Annotated in this window: 20 protein-coding genes and 1 tRNA gene; 11 read left to right on the forward strand and 10 right to left on the reverse strand. The window is 67.9% G+C overall.

The annotated features are described in order from the left end of the window. Positions 1-193 precede the first annotated feature (193 nt). Positions 194-625: a helix-turn-helix transcriptional regulator gene (locus MAY35_RS19065; RefSeq protein ID WP_238422852.1), complete on the forward strand. Its 432-nt coding sequence runs from the start codon at positions 194-196 to the stop codon at positions 623-625. Positions 626-703: 78 nt separating this feature from the next. Here the strand turns inward: MAY35_RS19065 and MAY35_RS19070 are convergent, their stop codons facing one another. Then, positions 704-1,318, reverse strand: coding sequence for a lipocalin family protein (locus MAY35_RS19070; protein ID WP_238422853.1), 615 nt, complete (start codon positions 1,316-1,318; stop codon positions 704-706). Between the two features lie 116 nt (positions 1,319-1,434). Then, the gene (locus MAY35_RS19075; protein ID WP_238422854.1) at positions 1,435-1,860 is read right to left on the reverse strand and encodes a hypothetical protein; all 426 of its coding nucleotides are present in this window, start codon (positions 1,858-1,860) and stop codon (positions 1,435-1,437) included. Between the two features lie 201 nt (positions 1,861-2,061). Between MAY35_RS19075 and MAY35_RS19080 the strand changes: the two genes are divergently transcribed. Continuing rightward, positions 2,062-2,135: transfer RNA gene (locus MAY35_RS19080), tRNA-Pro, on the forward strand. 133 nt (positions 2,136-2,268) lie between these two features. On the opposite strand, the gene MAY35_RS19085 is transcribed toward MAY35_RS19080, so the two are convergent. The 4 genes from MAY35_RS19085 to MAY35_RS19100 all read right to left on the reverse strand — a co-directional run bounded on the left by MAY35_RS19085 (position 2,269) and on the right by MAY35_RS19100 (position 6,707). After that, positions 2,269-2,460, reverse strand: coding sequence for a hypothetical protein (locus MAY35_RS19085; protein ID WP_238422855.1), 192 nt, complete (start codon positions 2,458-2,460; stop codon positions 2,269-2,271). 5 nt (positions 2,461-2,465) lie between these two features. Next, complete coding sequence (locus MAY35_RS19090) at positions 2,466-3,179, reverse strand: haloacid dehalogenase type II (protein ID WP_238422856.1); 714 nt, start codon at positions 3,177-3,179, stop codon at positions 2,466-2,468. Beyond that, positions 3,176-4,183: a metallophosphoesterase gene (locus tag MAY35_RS19095; protein ID WP_238422857.1), complete on the reverse strand. Its 1,008-nt coding sequence runs from the start codon at positions 4,181-4,183 to the stop codon at positions 3,176-3,178. Before MAY35_RS19095 ends, MAY35_RS19090 begins: the two co-directional genes overlap by 4 nt. 73 nt (positions 4,184-4,256) lie before the next feature. After that, positions 4,257-6,707 carry a penicillin-binding protein gene (locus MAY35_RS19100; RefSeq protein ID WP_238422858.1) on the reverse strand — a complete coding sequence of 817 codons (2,451 nt, stop codon included), beginning with the start codon at positions 6,705-6,707 and terminating at the stop codon, positions 4,257-4,259. Between the two features lie 279 nt (positions 6,708-6,986). Here MAY35_RS19100 and MAY35_RS19105 point away from each other — a divergent pair, with 279 nt between their 5' ends. Next, positions 6,987-7,295 carry a WhiB family transcriptional regulator gene (locus MAY35_RS19105; protein ID WP_238422859.1) on the forward strand — a complete coding sequence of 103 codons (309 nt, stop codon included), beginning with the start codon at positions 6,987-6,989 and terminating at the stop codon, positions 7,293-7,295. 17 nt (positions 7,296-7,312) lie between these two features. Here MAY35_RS19105 and MAY35_RS19110 read toward each other — a convergent pair whose 3' ends face one another. Together MAY35_RS19110 and MAY35_RS19115 are read right to left on the reverse strand one after the other, a co-directional pair. Beyond that, complete coding sequence (locus MAY35_RS19110; protein ID WP_238422860.1) at positions 7,313-8,407, reverse strand: ArsA family ATPase; 1,095 nt, start codon at positions 8,405-8,407, stop codon at positions 7,313-7,315. Next, positions 8,407-9,477 carry an ArsA-related P-loop ATPase gene (locus tag MAY35_RS19115; RefSeq protein ID WP_238422861.1) on the reverse strand — a complete coding sequence of 357 codons (1,071 nt, stop codon included), beginning with the start codon at positions 9,475-9,477 and terminating at the stop codon, positions 8,407-8,409. The genes MAY35_RS19110 and MAY35_RS19115 overlap by 1 nt, the downstream gene beginning before the upstream one ends. A gap of 43 nt (positions 9,478-9,520) precedes the next feature. Between MAY35_RS19115 and MAY35_RS19120 the strand changes: the two genes are divergently transcribed. The 7 genes from MAY35_RS19120 to MAY35_RS19150 all read left to right on the forward strand — a co-directional run bounded on the left by MAY35_RS19120 (position 9,521) and on the right by MAY35_RS19150 (position 14,689). Beyond that, entirely contained in the window at positions 9,521-9,685 is a 165-nt protein-coding gene (locus MAY35_RS19120) for a DUF4177 domain-containing protein (protein ID WP_238422862.1), read from the forward strand. A 2-nt stretch (positions 9,686-9,687) separates the two neighbouring features. Continuing rightward, positions 9,688-10,161 (forward strand): RidA family protein, encoded by a 474-nt coding sequence (locus MAY35_RS19125; RefSeq protein ID WP_238422863.1) that lies wholly within the window; start codon positions 9,688-9,690, stop codon positions 10,159-10,161. An 8-nt stretch (positions 10,162-10,169) separates the two neighbouring features. Continuing rightward, on the forward strand, positions 10,170-10,931 hold the full coding sequence (locus tag MAY35_RS19130) for a TSUP family transporter (RefSeq protein WP_238422864.1): 762 nt from the start codon (positions 10,170-10,172) through the stop codon (positions 10,929-10,931). 58 nt (positions 10,932-10,989) lie between these two features. After that, positions 10,990-12,246, forward strand: coding sequence for an MFS transporter (locus MAY35_RS19135; protein WP_238422865.1), 1,257 nt, complete (start codon positions 10,990-10,992; stop codon positions 12,244-12,246). A 41-nt stretch (positions 12,247-12,287) separates the two neighbouring features. Beyond that, positions 12,288-12,509: a hypothetical protein gene (locus MAY35_RS19140; protein WP_238422866.1), complete on the forward strand. Its 222-nt coding sequence runs from the start codon at positions 12,288-12,290 to the stop codon at positions 12,507-12,509. A gap of 130 nt (positions 12,510-12,639) precedes the next feature. After that, a complete protein-coding gene (locus MAY35_RS19145) occupies positions 12,640-13,791 on the forward strand; it encodes an SPFH domain-containing protein (RefSeq protein ID WP_238422867.1) in 1,152 nt (383 codons plus the stop codon). Between the two features lie 76 nt (positions 13,792-13,867). Next, positions 13,868-14,689 (forward strand): MBL fold metallo-hydrolase, encoded by an 822-nt coding sequence (locus tag MAY35_RS19150; protein WP_238422868.1) that lies wholly within the window; start codon positions 13,868-13,870, stop codon positions 14,687-14,689. Positions 14,690-14,879: 190 nt separating this feature from the next. Here MAY35_RS19150 and MAY35_RS19155 read toward each other — a convergent pair whose 3' ends face one another. Together MAY35_RS19155 and MAY35_RS19160 are read right to left on the reverse strand one after the other, a co-directional pair. Beyond that, positions 14,880-15,554 carry a Crp/Fnr family transcriptional regulator gene (locus tag MAY35_RS19155; protein WP_004022089.1) on the reverse strand — a complete coding sequence of 225 codons (675 nt, stop codon included), beginning with the start codon at positions 15,552-15,554 and terminating at the stop codon, positions 14,880-14,882. 185 nt (positions 15,555-15,739) lie between these two features. Beyond that, positions 15,740-16,000, reverse strand: coding sequence for a hypothetical protein (locus tag MAY35_RS19160; RefSeq protein ID WP_238422869.1), 261 nt, complete (start codon positions 15,998-16,000; stop codon positions 15,740-15,742). Between the two features lie 333 nt (positions 16,001-16,333). Between MAY35_RS19160 and nth the strand changes: the two genes are divergently transcribed. Then, complete coding sequence (gene nth / locus MAY35_RS19165) at positions 16,334-17,023, forward strand: endonuclease III (RefSeq protein ID WP_238422877.1); 690 nt, start codon at positions 16,334-16,336, stop codon at positions 17,021-17,023. Positions 17,024-17,067: the final 44 nt, after the last annotated feature.

The raw sequence follows: 17,067 nt of genomic DNA on the forward strand, positions 1-17,067 counted from the left end.
CCGTTGTCGAACGGGCCGGAGTTGGACGGTCGACCCACAAGAGTTCTCCGGCTCGCACGGAAAGGCCGCGTGGCGCAGCGTAATACCGAGACAGAGATATTTGCATTTGGGACCAAAGGCCCAAGACTGCGGATGTGACCGTCGATAAACTCAGGTATCGGGTGGGAGTCATCTCTCGTGTGGAAGGAATCACGTGACCGTAGGTCTGAAGGGTCGTGACGTGCAAGCGATACGTGTTGTGCCGGAGTCGTTCCCGGGTGCCGCGCTATCGGACTTGCGGACCAGTGAGCGGTATCTGCGCGCCGCGGTCACCGACCTCATCGAGCGCAACTTCCGGGACCCGGACTTCAGTGTCGAGATCGTCGCGCGGCAGCTGCACGTGAGTCGGCGGCACCTGTATCGGGTGCTGGCCGGCAGCCCCACGTCGCTCGCCGAGATGATCGCCGACCGTCGGCTGGAGTGGGCCAAGGGTCTGCTCACCGGCCCGGGGAATCTCAAGCTGGAGGCAGTCGCCCACGCCTCCGGATTCGCCTCGACGGCGACCATGCGCAATCGCTTCCGTTCCAAGTTCGGCTGCACGCCCGACGAGTTCCGCCGCATGGCCCCGGACGCCGCGGCCAGCTGAACAAGTCTCACCGAACGACTCCGGCGCAAGCACTTTCGTGCTTGCGCCGGAGTGTGTCGGCAGTCGGTCAGGGAGTTGTCACACGATGCACAGCGGCGAGTAGTCGCTGCGCCCACCGGTGGTCGGTGACACGAGGAAGGTGCACGGGTTGTAGCCGACCTTCTCGATCTCCTTGGTCAGGCGACGCAGTTCCGAATCGGGTACCACCTTGTCGCGCGAGAGCAGGAACCCGGACCCGCGGTTCGGATCGCCGACGATCGCGTACCGGTACGGCCCGTCGGGATTCTCGCCGTCCTCCAGGTAGGCGACGACGTAGTTGGGCGCATTGCCCGGATTGATGCTTCCCGGCGTCTGTGGGAAGCGAACGCTCAGTTGCGCATTCGTCTTGGTGTCCACCACGGTGGCACGTCCGACGACGCCACCCCGCATGCCCGTCGGTCCCGTGCACTGGTTGTCGACGCCGATCGTCGTGGCGTCGATCTTCGTGTAGAAGGCGCTGGTGTCCCGGGCGCAGGTGAGGCCGAAGAAGGACGGGACGGTGGCCAGTTGCCACCACTTGCCGAGGTAGCGGTCCACCTCGACCTGTGCCACGGGCGCGAGCGGGGCGGCCTGTGCCGGACCGGTTCCGACCGCGAAGCCGATGCTCACGACCAGGCCGGCGACAAGGGCTGCCAGGGAGCGGGTGATGCGCATGAGGTTCCTTTCGTGCCGTTCGTCGTACCGCCGCTCCCGGGTGGAGCCGCGTCAACAGACGATTCGGACCGGTTGCGCACCGTGGATTGGTCGTCCCCGGCAGCCCTGTCAGTCCGTCACATGTTGTAGGCGGTGTTCGGGTTCCAGGTGGACACCGCCCAGATCACGATGAGGTCCAGCACGATGATCAGGATGGCCCACGCGGGGTAGTACGGCAGCCACAGGAACTGCGCGATGATCGACAGCGACGCGATCACGATCGCCGAGATCCGCGCCCAATCGGCGCCGACCGCCAGTCCGCCTGCGATCAGCAGGGCGACGACGCCCAGGATCAGATGGATCCAACCCCAGGTGGTGAGGTCGAACTGGAAGACGTACTCGCGCCCGACGACGAACAGGTCGTCGTTCGCGATGGCCGAGATGCCCTGGAAGACCGAGACCAGACCGGCCACGAACAACAGGGCCGCGGCCACGATGGAGATACCCAATGCGAAACCCTGCTTGGCAGACCTGTTGGCCTGCTGATCCGGGGAAGCGCTCATGGTAGGCGTGTCCTTTCGATGAGTGGTGCGCCGACTCCATGGCCCCGAACCGTCGACGCGGCGGCTCTGGTACGGATGGACCACAACAAGGATGGGCGCTCGGGCCGGGTTTCGCACGATGTTCGGCCACATCTGGCCCGGCTATGACCAGGCGATTTAGTACTGGGCGCGGGGCGGGTATAAGCTATCGCAGGCTACACACGGGGTGTGGCGCAGCTTGGTAGCGCGCTTCGTTCGGGACGAAGAGGTCGTGGGTTCGAATCCCGCCACCCCGACGCAAGGTTGAGATTGCAGAAGAGACCCTGACCGGAGAGATCCGGTCAGGGTCTCCTCGTTTGTGCGGGCGGTATCCGGTTGCGTTCGTGCGCCGGTATCCGGGACAGAGCGCAACGCGATCCAGAGGGTCGGTCAGTTCAGGTCTTCCGACGACGAGCGCCCGCCGACATGAGCGATGACCTCCGGGTCGTCGACGACGACCCGGTCGACCTCCTCCCCGCCGTCGCAGCGGAGCAGCGCGAGCGTGACTCCCGCTGGGCCGGAGTGGATCACCCGCCATCCCGCCCCGGAGTCCTCCCACCGCACCAGGTCGTCGAGCGTCATCGGGTCTACGATGCGTCGCCGGCGAGTTGCCGCGCCAGATCGAGCAGATCCGTCGCGTGCACGTCGTTGTCCGGCGAACCGGAATCGTCCTTCGGCTCGCCACCCCACTCGCCCGGGCGCTCGACGAAGGCGGTGCGCAGTCCGAAGGACCGCGCCGCATCGAGGTCGTTCTGGTGGGTCGCGACCATCATCACCTCGCCGGGCTCGACCTCGAGCAGGTCGGCCAGTCCGCAGTAGGTCTCGCGGGCGGGCTTGTAGTGCCGCCACAGGTCCGACCCGCCGACGACGTCCCAGGGGAAGCCGTTGTGCCGGGCCATGTGGGTGAGCAGCGCGACCGTACCGTTGCTCAGGGCGCAGATGATGAAGTCCTGCTTGAGAAGCCGGAGTCCGTCGGCTGCGTCGGGCCAGCCGGGGATCGTCCGCCACGAGTGGACCAGCGTCGCGGCCTGATCGTCGTCGAGTTCGATGCCGAACTCCGCCGCGACGTCGTGCAGCGTCTCGGTCTGCAGGTCGTCGAGACGCCGCCAGGGCAGCTCACCCGACTCGACCCGCGCCAGGATGGGTCCGTAGCGTCGTCGCCACTCCTTGGCGAACGCTGCGGCGTCGACATCGGGGACGGTCGTGCGGACCGCGTCGGAGATACCGGTGAACCAGTCGGTGACGGTGCCGAAGGTGTCGAACGCCAGGACCTTCACCTGCTTTCGAAGGTCACGGCTCACATGGTCTCCCGGGCCAGCTGGGGAAGCGACTGGTCGGCGTCGTAGTCGGCGTCGCCGTGGGAGACGGGCGTGAGGGTCAGCAAACTGGCCTCCGGGCGGCAGCAGAACCGCGCCGGGGCGTAGGGGGATGTGCCGAGCCCGGCGCTCACGTGCAGCTTCATCGACGATCCCCAACTCGACGCGCCCTTCACCCGGGAACGATCGATCTGGCAGTTCGTCACCAGCGCACCGAAGAACGGCAGGCACAGCTGGCCACCATGTGTGTGACCGGCCATCACGAGGTCGTAGCCATCGGCGGCGAATCGGTCGAGCACGCGCGGCTCGGGCGAGTGGGTGAGGCCGAGCCGCAGATGCGCGAGCGGATTGGGGCGTCCGGCGACCGTCTCGTAACGATCCCGTTCGATGTGCGGGTCGTCGACACCGGCCGCGACGACGCGTACCCCACCGACCTCCAGTTCACGGATGGTGTGGGTCGCGTCGAGCCAGCCGCGCTCGGTGAACGCGGCTCGGAGGTCCTGCCACGGAAGCGGTTCGCCGTGTGTGCGCTGGTGGTCCTTCTTGAAGTACTTGAGCGGATTCTTCGGCTTGGGACCGAAGTAGTCGTTGGACCCGAAGACGAACAGCCCCGGTCGCGAGAGCAGACCCCCCAGCGCCTGGATGACCGATGGCACGGCCTGCGGGTGGGCCAGGTTGTCGCCGGTGTTCACGACGAGGTCGGGCTCCAGGGCCTCCAGCTCGGCGATCCACGCCTGCTTCAGCCGCTGGCCGGGCATCATGTGCAGGTCGCTGATGTGGAGCACCCGCAGCGGCGAGGCCCCGGGTTCGAGGACCGACAGCGTCGTGTGTCGCAGCGCGAAGGCGTTGCGCTCGATCACCGTCGAGTAGAACAGTCCGGCCGCGGCGAGGCCGGCGACCCCGGCCAGAGCGCGGACGGGAACTCCGGAACCGGACGAACCGAGGCGTGGCAGGCCGAGGCGTGTGATGTCGAGTTCGGAGTGCGGCATCCCCCCAGAATACGCATTCGGGGGAGTGCCTCGACCGTCGTTCACCACGGTGGCGGCGACCGTGTCGGCCGGGTCAGCCGGGAAGCTGGATCACGACCGGTCCGACGCCCGGGACCACGACCGTCGTCTCGGTCGGGCCGTCACCGTCCCCGCCGCCGGCGCGGCGACCGTTGGACACGTAGATGGTGATCGTGCTGCCCGGCATGGCCGAGTCCGACGGCGCGGTGAAGACCACGGTTCCCTGCGGACGACCGCTGTCGACGTCGAGTTCGCTCACCTTGAAGCCTGCGGCCTGCAGTCGAGAGGTGGCCTCACTGGCGCTCAGCCCACTGACCTGTGGGATGCGGCCGCGGTCGCTGCCGTTCCAGTACTCCTGGTCGATGGGCGGCAGATTCACCGGCCCGAACTTGGTGGCCACCGGCCGCACGGCCTGGAACCACGTCCGGGCGGGCTCCATGCCGCCGTAGAGGTCGCCGTCGTAGCAGGAGCGCAACGGGCTGCTGCAGACTCCCTGCGGGTTGGGGCCGTCGCTGTAGACGTAGGCGGCACCGGCGATCTGGTTGGTGAAACCGACGAACGCCGACGACCGGTGGGCCTCGGTGGTGCCGGTCTTGCCGGACATCGGGAGGGTCCAACCGGCCGATCCGGCCGCACCCGCCGCGGTTCCGCCACCCACGTCGTCCTTGCTCATCGCGTTGGCCAGAGTGTGCGCGAGACCTTCGTCGACGACCTGCTCGCACGGCGGCGTGGTGAACGGGATCGAGGTCAGGGCCGGACGGCCGTCGGGTCCCATCACCGGGTTGCCGTACTGGTCGCGCTTGATCCGGCTGATCGACTTGATCGGATTGGGCGGGCACCAGGTGCCGCCCGACGCGATGGTGGCGGCGACGTTGGCGAGTTCGAGACCGTTCAGCGGCAGCGGGCCGAGGGTGAACGAGCCGAAGTTACCGTCCTTGACGTACTGCGCCATGCTCTTCTCGCCGTAGCCCGAAGACCCGGGGATCGTGTAGGAGCGCAAGCCGAGACGGACGGCCATGTCCACCGCCGGCTTCACGCCGACCTGCTGCAGGAGTTTCACGAACGCGGTGTTCGGCGACTGGGCCAGCGCGTTGGTCACCGACATCGACGCGGGGTACCGGCCGTCGTTCTTGACGCAGTAGGCATTCGCCGGACAACCGTTGGCGCCGCCGCTGTTGCCCATGCCCTCGACCGCGATCGAGCCCGGGACGGGGATGTTGGAGCCGGCTCCGAGTCCCTTCTCCATCGCCGCGGCGACGGTGAAGATCTTGAACACCGAGCCCGCGCCGTCACCGACCATCGAGAACGGCTGGGGTTGCATGGTCTCGCCGCGGTTGAGATCGAGGCCGTAGTCGCGGCTCGACGCCATCGACAGCACGTCGTGCGACTTCTTGCCGGGCCGGAGCGTGCTCATCACGTCGGCAACGCCGTCGGCGGTGGGGCTGGCCTGCGACTTCACCGCGCGGGTCGTCGCGCGCTGCACCTCGGGGTCGAGGGTGGTCTGGATGATGTACCCGCCGCGCAGTACCGAGTTGCGGGACATGCCGTTCTCGGCGAGGAACTGCAGTGCGTAGTCGCAGAAGAAGCCGTTGTTGCCCGAGGCGATGCACCCCTGGGTAGGGGTCTGCGGGCGGGCGAGGACGCCCAGCGGCTTCTCCTTGGCGGTGATCAGCTCGGCGCGACGTTCCGGGAAGTTGTCGATCATCGTGTCCAACACCAGGTTCCGCCGCTCGAGGGAGGCCTCGGGGTTGGAGTAGGGGTTGAGCGCCGAGCTGGACTGGACCATGCCGGCGAGGAGCGCCGCCTGCTCGACCCTCAGTTCCTTGGCGGGGATGCCGAAGTAGGTCTGGGCCGCGGCCTCGATGCCATAGGCGTTGTTGCCGAACGGCACCACGTTCAGGTAGCGGGTGACGATCTGCTTCTTGGCCTCCTGCTTGGCGGCGGCGTCGTCGAGGCCCTTGTCGCGCTTGGCCTGATCGATGAGGCTCTGCTCGAGCGTCAGCGCCATCCGCACCTCGCGCAGCTTGCGTGCCGGGGTGGTCTCGACCGCGGCCTGGCGGTCGGCCTCGGTCCGTGCGAGGACGAGGAGCTGATAGTTCTTGATGTACTGCTGATCGAGGGTCGATGCACCCTGCTGGACCTCGCCCGACGACGAGTTCTTCAGCGCGGCACGGATGGTGCCCTTCCAGTCGACCCCGTCGTGTTCGAGGAAGCGGCGGTCCTCGACGGAGATGATCGCCCGGATCATGTCGGGGGAGATGTCGTTGTATCCGACCTGGTAGCGGTACTGGTCGAACAGCACGGCGATCGGCTTGCCGTCGGCGTCGGTCATGGTGGTGACCTCCGGCAGGGTGCCGTTCAGCAGTTCGGAGGACACGTTCTCGACAGCGGCCGCCGCTCGGTTGGAGACGACCCCGATTCCGCTGGCCACGGGGTACAGAAGGCCGGCGACGAGAACTCCGGCCAGCAGGCTCGCCCAGGCCAGCGACCACAGTTTCTTCGACATCACCCCGACAGGATACGTGCGTCGCCACAGAACATCGCCCTCCCTCGCCCGTCGGGACGGGTGAGACCCGGCCGCCCCGACCCCTCACGAGCGCCCGTCCGAACAGATGAGATTGCACGCTTGTCCCACTTTGTTGGCTCCAGGGGTTGCGCACCCAAGCACACATCCCTAAATTGAGTGCAGAATGTGACTCACATAACAGTTGGCTGTAAATGTGGCTTGAGCAGCGATGTTGAGGCGCGTTCGTAGCGACGCGGAGACGACAGGTAGGGGTGGCGGATGGCTACAGCGGCAGTTTCCAACGAAGAAGATCGCTTGACGTGGGTTGCGCAGGCGCGTTGTCGTGGGGGAGACCCCGATGATCTGTTCGTGCGAGGAGCGGCGCAGCGCAAGGCCGCGACGATCTGCCGCCACTGCCCCGTGCAGCTCGAATGCGGCGCCGACGCTCTCGACAACCGCGTCGAATTCGGCGTGTGGGGCGGGATGACCGAGCGCCAGCGGCGCGCGCTGCTCCGCCAGCACCCCGAGGTGACGTCGTGGTCGGCGTTCTTCTCCGCTCAGCGCCGGCGTCATCGCGACGCGGTCTGAGCGGTACGCCGCCTGACTCAGCCCCGGCCGGTGATCTGCTCGGCCACGGCCCGCAGCGCGGTCACGTCGGCCACCTCGAAGGGCAGCGCGGGCACCCCGACGATCGGCACGCGCGGATGTGAGGCCGTGAACCGCTGCAGCAGGTGGAGTTCACGCTTCCCGGTGGCGGCCCGGTCGGCGTGGATCTGCAGGACGCCCCGGGTGAGGTCGTCGGTGACCGACTCCAGTGCCACCAGAGCCGACTCCTCCGGGATCGACGTCAGGTTCGGATGGGTCCGGTTGAGGATGAGCCCCGCGAGCGGCATCGATTCCTCCGACAACCGGTCGACGAAGAACGCCGCCTCGCGCAGCGCGTCCGCCTCGGCGGCCGCGACCACCGCGAACTGGGTCCCGGGCTGCTTGAGCAGCGCGTAGGTCTTCGCCGCGCGGTCCTGGAAGCCGCCGAACATCGAATCCAGGGACTGCACGAATGTCGCCACGTCGCGCAGCATCTCCCCACCGATGATGGTCGAGACCCCGCGCATCGCCAGGCTCATCGCGCCGGTGACCATCCGGCCCACCCCACGGCCGCCGCCGACGAGCACCTTCATCAGACGACCGGACAGGAACGATCCGAGTCGTTGTGGCGCGTCGAGGAAGTCGAGCGCGTTCCGTGACGGCGGGGTGTCGACGACGATGAGGTCCCAGTGGTCCTGCTCGAGGAGTTTGCCGAGCTTCTCCATCGCCATGTACTCCTGTGTGCCGGAGAACGACGACGCGACGGTTTGGTAGAAGGCGTTCTGCATGATCGCCTCGGCCCGATCCGGGGTCGAGTACTCGAGCACCATCTCGTCGAACGTGCGCCGCATGTCGAGCATCATGGCGTCGAGCGTGCCGGCGCCGTCGATCTTCACCGGCTGTGGATCGTTGGTCAGTTCCGACATGCCGAGCGACTGCGCGAGGCGTCGGGCCGGATCGATCGTCAGGACGGCAACCGTCCGGCCCTGCTCCGCGGCGTACATGGCCATCGCGGCCGCAGTGGTCGTCTTGCCCACTCCGCCCGCGCCGCAACAGATCACGACGCGCGTCGCCGGATCGGTGAGGACCGAGCCCATCTTGAGGTCGAGTGGCATCAGGCACCCGCTTTCTGGAGGAGGTTGGCCAGCTCGTAGATGGAGCCGAGGTCGACGCCGTCGCCGAGGGACGGCAGTTCGACCATCGGCAGTTCCACCTCGTCGAGCTGCGCCTTCGCGATCTGCTGCGCCTGCAGGCGGGTCGCGTGCTCGATGGTCTCGGTCAGCAGCCCGGCGAGGTCGCCGTCGGCGAGCTTGAGTCCGGCGGCGGTCAGCGCGTCCTCCACGCGACCGGCATCGATCTGGCCCTCGGCGATCTCGTCGATCACCTCGGCGGGCAGGTGCGGCGTGCTCACCCGGTTGATGATCAGGCTGCCGAGGTTGAGGTTCTTGCCGCGGAGTTCGGCGATGGCCTCGACGGTCTCCTGGATGGGCATCGCCTCGAGCAGCGTCACCAGGTGGATGATCGTCTCCTCGGAGTGCAGGAGTCGGACGACGCCCTCGCTCTGGTTACGGATCGGACCGGTCTTGGCGAGATCGGCCATCGCCTGGGTGACGTCGAGGAAGTTGCCGATGCGGCCGGTCGGCGGTGCGTCGACGACCACCGCGTCGTACACCCGGTTCCCCTGCTTGTCGGTGTGGATGATGCGTTCTTTGATCTTGCCGGTGAGCAGCACGTCACGCAGGCCGGGTGCGACGGTCGTGACGAAGTCGATGGCGCCGATGCGCTTCATCGCCCGGCCGGCGAAACCGAGGTTGTAGAACATGTCCAGGTACTCGAGCAACGCATGCTCGATGTCGATGGCCAGCGCGGACACCTCGCCCCCGCCCTCGGCGGTCGCGATGCGGGTGTCGGTCGGCGGGAGCGGCGGGATGTCGAAGACCTGCGCGATGCCCTGGCGGCCCTCCGTCTCGACCAGGAGGACCTTCTTGCCGTCCGCGGCCAGGGCGAGGGCCAGTGCTGCGGCGATGGTGGTCTTGCCGGTGCCGCCCTTGCCCGACACGAAGTGCAGGCGGGCGCGTGCGGCCGCGTCCGGCCACTCGTTCTCGCCGGCAGCGGAGGAATCGTCTGTCACGCCGGGATCGAGCGCCTCACCCACCCCGGATCGTGAGCCCTGTTCATTGGCCACCGCAACACCTTATCCATTGACCCTCGCCAGATAGGGTGAGTCCATGACTGAAGTGACCGCGTGGGAATACGTGACGGTGCCGCTGCTGACCCATGCCACCAAACAGATCCTCGACCAGTGGGGCGCCGATGGTTGGGAGCTCGTCTCGGTGCTGCCCGGCCCCACCGGTGAGCAGCACGTCGCATACCTCAAGCGGCCGAAGGCCTGATCATGGCGACCACCTGGACCGATCGACTCGCCGAACTGGGCATCACGCTGCCCGGCGTGGTGCCCCCGGTGGCGAGCTACACCCCTGCGGTACGGACCGGCGACCTCGTCTACACCTCGGGTCAGCTCCCGATGGTCGACGGCGAACTCACTGCGCGCGGGAAAGTGGCCGAGGGCGCCGAGGGCGTCGTCGAACCGGATGACGCCACCGCCGCGGCACGTGTGTGTGCGCTCAACGCACTGGCGGCGATCGACGCGCTCGTGGGGATCGACTCGATCGTGCGTGTGGTCAAGGTCGTCGGGTTCGTCGCCTCCGCACCCGGTTTCACCGGCCAGCCCGGCGTGATCAACGGTGCCTCCGACGTTCTCGGCGAGATCTTCGGCGACGCCGGGGTGCACGCCCGCTCTGCCGTCGGTGTCGCCGAACTGCCGCTCGGTGCGCCCGTCGAGGTGGAGCTGATCGTCGAAGTGGCCTGACGTCCGCCTTGGACGTCGCACTTCTGATCGTCGCGGCCGCCGCTGCGGGGTGGGTCGACGCCGTGGTCGGCGGCGGGGGCCTGGTCCTGATCCCCGCGATGCTGATCGCCCAACCGGGCCTACCCGTGGCGACCGCGCTGGGCACCAACAAGCTGGCCGCGGTCTTCGGCACCGCGTCGGCCGCCTGGCGCTACGTGCGACACGTGCGCATCGACCTGCGGCGGCTCATCCCGGTGTTCGCCGCGGCGCTCGTCTTCTCCGCACTCGGTGCGGCGGTGGCGATCTCGCTGCCCACCGAGATCTTCACGCCGATCGTGCTGGTGATGCTCGTCGGCGTGGGACTGTTCGTCGCGCTCAACCCGGGCTTCGGCGGTGACGCATCGGCGGGACCGCGCTCGCGCGTGTCCACGATTGCCGGTCTCGTGGTGGCCGGCGTCGTCGTCGCCTTCTACGACGGGGTGATGGGGCCGGGGACCGGGACGTTCCTCATCATCAGCCTGACCGCTCTGGTCGGGACCAGCTTCCTCGAGAGCTCGGCGATGGCGAAGGTCATCAACACCGCGACCAACCTCGGTGCCCTCACGGTGTTCGGGCTCCAGGGAAATGTGTTGTGGCTGTTGGGGCTCGGCCTCGCCGTGGCCAACATCATCGGCGCCCAGATCGGCTCGCACATGGCGATCGGCCGGGGCAGTTCGTTCGTGCGCTGGGTGTTGCTCGGCGTCGTCGTCGTGATGGTCGGCAAGCTGGGGTACGACCTGCTCGTCGGGTGACCCGGCGCGGCGTCGACGAAAAATGCTGGCGCACCGGCGCCGGACCGTCGATGCTCGGATGGTGAACACAGGCGAGATGCGGCCGGACCGGGCAAGCCTCCAGCGGCGCACCGTCGTGCTGCTGTGTGCGGGGCAGGTCCTCGGCGGGGTGTCGATGGGCGGCGCGCTCGCGCTCGGCGCCATCCTCGGCGAACAACTGTCGGGAACCGACTCGCTGGCCGGCGTGCCGACGACCGTGCTCACGCTCGGCGCCGCGGCGGCCGGTCTCCCGCTGGCGTCGCTCGCCGCGGGCCGCGGTCGCCGACCGGCGTTGACGACCGGAATGCTGATCGCCGCCGCCGGTGCACTCGTCGTCGCCTTCGCCGTCGACCGCGAGTGGTTCCCCCTGATGCTGGTGGGAATGGTCGGGGTGGGGTCGGGAACCGCGGTGAGCCTGCAGGCCCGCTTCGCCGCGACCGACCTGTCTTCGCCGCAGACACGGGGCCGCGACCTCTCGCTCGTCGTGTGGATGACGATGATCGGGGCGGTCGTCGGCCCCGCGCTGGTGCCGCTGGGTGCGACCGTCGCGGACTGGTTCTCGATGGCCGAACTCTCCGGCCCCTTCCTGCTCGGCGCCGTCGGCTGTGCCGCGGCGGCAGCGGTGCTGTTCACCGGACTCCGCCCCGACCCGCTCGTCGTGGCCACCGACGCCCAAAGTGCGACACACACGAGAGTTCCGCTGAAAGAGGGACTCTCGGCGATCCTGCGGTCGCCGTCGGCGCGCGCGGCAACGGCCGCGGTGGTCTCCGCGCACGCGGTGATGGTCGGGGTCATGGCGCTGACTCCCGTCCACATGCATCACGGCGGTGCGTCGGTGACGGTCGTCGGACTGTCGATCAGCGCCCACATCGCCGGGATGTACGCGCTCGCACCGGTGATGGGGCTCCTCGCCGACCGCGTGGGTAGGACGCCGATCATCCTCACCGGTCAGGCGACGCTCGTGGTCAGCTGTGTCACGGGTTTCGTGTTCGCGGGCACGCAGGCCGGACTGGTGGTGGCGCTCGTACTGCTGGGCATCGGATGGTCGGCGTCTACGGTGGCCGCGTCGACACTGCTCACCGACAGCGTCGACGTGGAGCATCGCGCTCCCGCGCAGGGTGTGTCCGACACCGCGATGAGCCTCGCCGGGGCGGCTGCGGGGGCTCTCGCCGGGGTCGTGGTCGGCGCCTTCGGATACAGCGTCCTCGTCCTCGGATCGGCGGTGATCGCTGTCGTCACGGCTGTGTACGTGGTGGCCGACGGCGCGCGGGACCGGCGTCGCACCGCGGTCGCATAGGGTTTCGGCCAGGGATCGCGACACTCGCCGGGAGGCAGCAGATGGCACCTTCGCAGCTCGTCGGGCGCACCGGGACCGTGACGATGTCGATTGCAGGCGACGACACGCTCGGGGAGGTCGAGGTGCGGTTCGCCGGCGGGACACAACGGTTCCTCGCGCGCGGCGTGGAACCGATCGAGGTCGACGCCGCGATCCTGGTGATCGCCGAGTCCCCCGGGCGGATCGTCGACGTCGAGAAGTGGGTGCAGCCCCCGGGATGGTGAGGGCCGCCGGGGGCAGCATGTGAACAACCGATTCTCGTACGGCGTGCGATGGGGCAGTATCGGCACTCGACACCCACCCGTTCGGGGCGACACCTCGCTGTCCCGAAGCGCGACGCCACAGGAGAACTGCATGCTCGGCTACTACGTCCCGGAACCCGATGAGGCCATGTTGATCTCGGGTGCGAAGTCAGATGCCGACAACGCGCCGTTCGTCGTGGTCGTCGGTCACGGGAAGTGGGTGATGCCGTTCTTCCGCAAGGTCCGGTTCCTGTCGATGGCGCTGCACGAGGCCACGATCCGCGAGGTCTGCGTGACCACCCAGGGCATCCAGCTGAACGTACGGGCCGTGATCGCCCACAAGGTCGGCAACGACGTCATGTCGATCGTCAACGCCGGTCAGCGGTTCATCTCCGAGCAGGAGAACGAGATGAATCAGCTGACCGGACAGATCTTCTCGGGCCATCTGCGCTCGATCGTCGGGTCGATGACCGTCGAACAGATCATCCGCGAGCGTGACACGCTCGCTCGCCAGGTGCTCGACGCGTCCAAGCGTGAGATGGGTTCGATCGGTCTGGTCGTCGACTCGTTCCAGATCCAGTCGATCGACGACATGGATTCCGGCTACATCAACGCGCTGGCCGCGCCCAACATCGCCAAGGTGCAGCGCGAGGCCGCCGTCGAACGTGCCCGCGCCGACCAGGAGTCGGCGAAAGCACAGCAGGAGTCGTTGCGGAATCAGGCGGACTACGAGCGGGAGACCTCGATCAAGCGCGCCTCCATCAAGGCCGAGACCGACAAGGCCAATGCCGAAGCGGCCCAGGCGGGTCCGCTGGCCCAGGCGCGGGTCAACCAGGAGGTGATCCGCGAACAGTCGCTGCTCGCCCAGGCCCAGGCCGAACTCCGTGAGCAGGAACTGATCTCGGAGGTCGTCAAGCCTGCCGAGGCCGAGGCGCTCCGCCGTCGCATCATCGCCGAGGCGGAGGCCAAGGCCGTCGAGATCCAATCCGCGGCGGCGGCTCAGCACAACAGGATCGCGCTCGACCAGCAGCTCATCGAAGCGCTGCCGACTCTGGTCGGCGAGGTGGCCAAGGGGCTGAGCACCGCGAACCTGACCGTCTACAACGGTGCGGAAGGCGTCAACGAGATCATGACCGGCGTGATCACCCAGGGGGCGGCCCTGCTGCGCAGCCTGCAGGATCAGGTGACACCGACCGTCGTCGACGGTGCGGGGTCCACCCGGGTCGACGCGACGAGCAACGGCGCCGCGGTCGCCGAGAACTGATCGGCGGCATCGGCACACCGGCCCGATCGGCGGGCATCGGGACGACTGGTGTCCGGAGTCGATAGTCTCGGAGACCATGAGCTCACAGAACGAGGCGGCCCCCACCCACCCCGCATACGGGGTCCTGCGTGAGGTGACGCCCTTCGCATCGGTGCTGCTGTGCGACAACTCCGGGATGATGGAACTCGACGGCACGAACACCTACGTCCTGCGGGCACCCGGCAGCGATGAGTGTGTGGTCGTCGATCCCGGTCCGCCGAAGTACAAGGCCCACGCCCGTCGGCTCGCCGAACTCCCGGGCGTCGCACTAGTACTCATCACGCACCGGCACTACGACCACACCGGTGGTATCTCACGGCTGCACAAGCGCACCGGGGCGCCGGTGCGCGCTCGTCTGGAGAAGCACTGCCGCAAGGCGGCGCCCCTGCGCGACCGTGAGGTCATCGAGGTGGCCGGACTGCGCATCACGGTGCTGGACACGCCGGGGCACACCGGCGACTCGGTGAGCTTCGTCGTCGAATGCGACGGGCAGCGTGCCGTTCTCACCGGCGACACGATCCTGGGAAGTGGCACGACCGTTCTCGATCCGTCCGACGGCGGTCTGCGCGACTACCTGAACTCGTTGAACCGGCTCATCGTCGAGGGCGAAGGAGCGCCGCTGCTGCCGGCGCACGGTCCCGACCACCCGGACCTGGGGCCTGTCGCCCGCTACTACAAGGCGCACCGCGAGGATCGCATCGACCAGATCGTCGCGGCACTCGACGACATGGGTGTCTCCGCGCGCGAGGCGAAACCGATGAAGGTGGTCCGCCGGGTCTACGCCGATGTCGACAAGAAGCTGTGGCCGGCCGCCCGACTGTCGGTGAAGGCGCAGCTGGAGTACTTGCGAGAGGCCTGAGGGTCATAGATCGAAAGCCGCCCACTCCCGGAGGAGTGGGCGGCTTTCGCGTCTGTGTCCCCGCCCCCTGAGGAGCGAGCGTCTGTGTCACCGCCCCCTGAGGAGCGAGCGTCGGTACCGCCGCCCCCTGAGGAGCGAGCATCGGTACCACTGCCCCCTGAGGAGCGAGCGAAGCGAGCGTCTCGAAGGGTCAGCGAGCGCGGCGTGCGAGTCGTTCGGAGTCGGCGATCAGCACGCTCTTGCCCTCGAGGCGCAGCCAGCCGCGCTGGGCGAAGTCGGCGAGCGCCTTGTTGACGGTCTCGCGCGAGGCGCCGACGAGCTGGGCGATCTCTTCCTGGGTCAGGTCGTGCGTCACGCGGAGCGCGCCGCCCTCCTGGGTGCCGAAGCGCTGCGCGAGCTGCAGCAACTGCTTGGCGACACGACCGGGCACGTCGGTGAAGATCAGGTCGGCGAGGTTGTTGTTGGTGCGACGCAGACGACGCGCGAGCACGCGCAGCAGCTGCTCGGCGATCTCGGGGCGATCCTTGATCCACGCCTTCAGCGCGTCACGGTCCATCGAGACCGCCCGGACCTCGGTGACGGTCGTCGCCGACGACGTCCGGGGGCCCGGGTCGAAGATCGACAGCTCGCCGAACATGTCCGACGGCCCCATGATCGTCAGCAGGTTCTCGCGGCCGTCGGGGGAGCGTCGACCGACCTTCACCTTGCCCGACATGATGATGTAGAGCCGGTCGCCGGGTTCGCCTTCGTGGAAGATCACGTGTCCGCGAGGGAAGTCGACGGGCTGAAGCTGCTTGGTCAGCGCCGCGACGGCGGAAGGCTCGACGCCCTGAAATATGCCCGCCCGCGCCAGTACTTCTTCCACCTAGGGAACCTTTCTCGAATCTTTGCCACAGCCACGTCTGAAGATCGCGCGCCCTTGGACACGCTACCCCGCGCCCAAGCATAAGTGTTGAATGGGTCACTGAACGTGCATTGCGTGTGTGTCCGGCGAGCGAGATGTTAACGACGGGTTCGGTGCCTGGTGCGTCGGTGTGTCGTCGCCGCGGATCAGCTGGCGCGCTTGGGCGATTCGGCGCGCTCGACGACGGGCTCGGACCTCGTCACCCGGCGGGTGCGGAGCTCGTCGAGAGCAGCGGGCATCCCCTCACGGGCGAGGGTGTCGACGTTCTGGGCGTCGGCGGCGTCGAGGAAGTCCTCGACGTCGTCGCGGGTGACCGAGGAGCGGTCGATCCGTGCCTGCACCTTGTCCATGCCCATTGCGAAGAGCATGAGTACAGCCGGGAACAGCAGCGCCGCGAGACCATGCATGGGGACAAGTAAACACAATGGACCCCGCGGAATCCTCATCCGAGGGACCGACGTCACTGACTTGTTACCTGACCGTAGGTTGTGGGCGACGTGTTCTCTGTCGCAGCCATCGACCCCGTCCGGAGGCTCGTGTCGGGGCGGTGAGCTGCGCTGTTGCCGCCATGGGCGCGGTCTCACGGCCCGGCGCCGGGCCGTGGCCCACCTGCGGAAGCGGCATATGCGGAGTACATCGCTAACCTGAATCAGGTGAGCGCACGCAAGGCGGCGTCCGCGGGTCCGGCCGCGGTCCGCAAACAGGAGACCCATCTCGGTCTGGTCCGGCGCGCGCGACGGATGAACCGGACGCTGAAGGTCGCGTTTCCGCATGTCTACTGCGAACTCGACTTCACCGATCCGTTGGAGTTGTCGGTGGCGACGATCCTCTCCGCCCAGTGCACCGACGTCCGGGTCAATCAGACGACGCCCGCTGTGTTCGCGAAGTACCGCACCGCGCGCGACTACGCGGAGGCCGACCGGACCGAACTCGAGGAGCTGATCCGTCCGACCGGTTTCTACCGGAACAAGACGAATTCGATCATCGGGCTCGGCCAGGCTCTCGTCGAACGCTTCGACGGTGAGGTCCCCGACAACCTGAAGGACCTCGTCTCGCTTCCCGGCTTCGGACGAAAGACCGCGAACGTGGTGCTCGGCAACGCCTTCGGCGTTCCGGGCATCACCGTCGACACCCACTTCGGCCGTCTGGTCCGACGCTGGCAGTGGACGGAGGAGACCGACCCGGTGAAAGTCGAGCACGCGGTCGGTGAACTCATCGAGCGCCGGGAGTGGACCGACCTCTCGCACCGCATCATCTTCCACGGGAGGCGGGTCTGTCATGCACGCAAACCCGCGTGCGGCGTGTGCATCCTCGCCAAGGACTGCCCGTCGGTGGGAACCGGTCCGATGGACAAGGCGGAAGCGGCGGCCCTGGTGAAGGGTCCGGAGACCGAGCATCTTCTCGCACTCGCGGGGGTGGAGGCGCCGTGAACGATGCACCCCCCGTGAACGACGCACCCCCCACCCCGACGCAC

Source organism: Gordonia sp. 'Campus' (genome assembly GCF_022206305.1).
Lineage (GTDB): Bacteria > Actinomycetota > Actinomycetes > Mycobacteriales > Mycobacteriaceae > Gordonia.

Excerpts from the sequence above, each read along its gene's own strand:
- MAY35_RS19070 (WP_238422853.1), bottom strand. The coding sequence starts at position 1,318 with ATGCGCATCACCCGCTCCCTGGCAGCCCTTGTCGCCGGCCTGGTCGTG.
- MAY35_RS19075 (WP_238422854.1), bottom strand. The coding sequence starts at position 1,860 with ATGAGCGCTTCCCCGGATCAGCAGGCCAACAGGTCTGCCAAGCAGGGT.
- MAY35_RS19085 (WP_238422855.1), bottom strand. The coding sequence starts at position 2,460 with ATGACGCTCGACGACCTGGTGCGGTGGGAGGACTCCGGGGCGGGATGG.
- MAY35_RS19095 (WP_238422857.1), bottom strand. The coding sequence starts at position 4,183 with ATGCCGCACTCCGAACTCGACATCACACGCCTCGGCCTGCCACGCCTC.
- MAY35_RS19100 (WP_238422858.1), bottom strand. The coding sequence starts at position 6,707 with ATGTCGAAGAAACTGTGGTCGCTGGCCTGGGCGAGCCTGCTGGCCGGA.
- MAY35_RS19105 (WP_238422859.1), top strand. The coding sequence starts at position 6,987 with ATGGCTACAGCGGCAGTTTCCAACGAAGAAGATCGCTTGACGTGGGTT.
- MAY35_RS19110 (WP_238422860.1), bottom strand. The coding sequence starts at position 8,407 with ATGCCACTCGACCTCAAGATGGGCTCGGTCCTCACCGATCCGGCGACG.
- MAY35_RS19120 (WP_238422862.1), top strand. The coding sequence starts at position 9,521 with ATGACTGAAGTGACCGCGTGGGAATACGTGACGGTGCCGCTGCTGACC.
- MAY35_RS19125 (WP_238422863.1), top strand. The coding sequence starts at position 9,688 with ATGGCGACCACCTGGACCGATCGACTCGCCGAACTGGGCATCACGCTG.
- MAY35_RS19135 (WP_238422865.1), top strand. The coding sequence starts at position 10,990 with ATGGTGAACACAGGCGAGATGCGGCCGGACCGGGCAAGCCTCCAGCGG.
- MAY35_RS19140 (WP_238422866.1), top strand. The coding sequence starts at position 12,288 with ATGGCACCTTCGCAGCTCGTCGGGCGCACCGGGACCGTGACGATGTCG.
- MAY35_RS19145 (WP_238422867.1), top strand. The coding sequence starts at position 12,640 with ATGCTCGGCTACTACGTCCCGGAACCCGATGAGGCCATGTTGATCTCG.
- MAY35_RS19150 (WP_238422868.1), top strand. The coding sequence starts at position 13,868 with ATGAGCTCACAGAACGAGGCGGCCCCCACCCACCCCGCATACGGGGTC.
- MAY35_RS19160 (WP_238422869.1), bottom strand. The coding sequence starts at position 16,000 with ATGCATGGTCTCGCGGCGCTGCTGTTCCCGGCTGTACTCATGCTCTTC.
- nth (WP_238422877.1), top strand. The coding sequence starts at position 16,334 with ATGAACCGGACGCTGAAGGTCGCGTTTCCGCATGTCTACTGCGAACTC.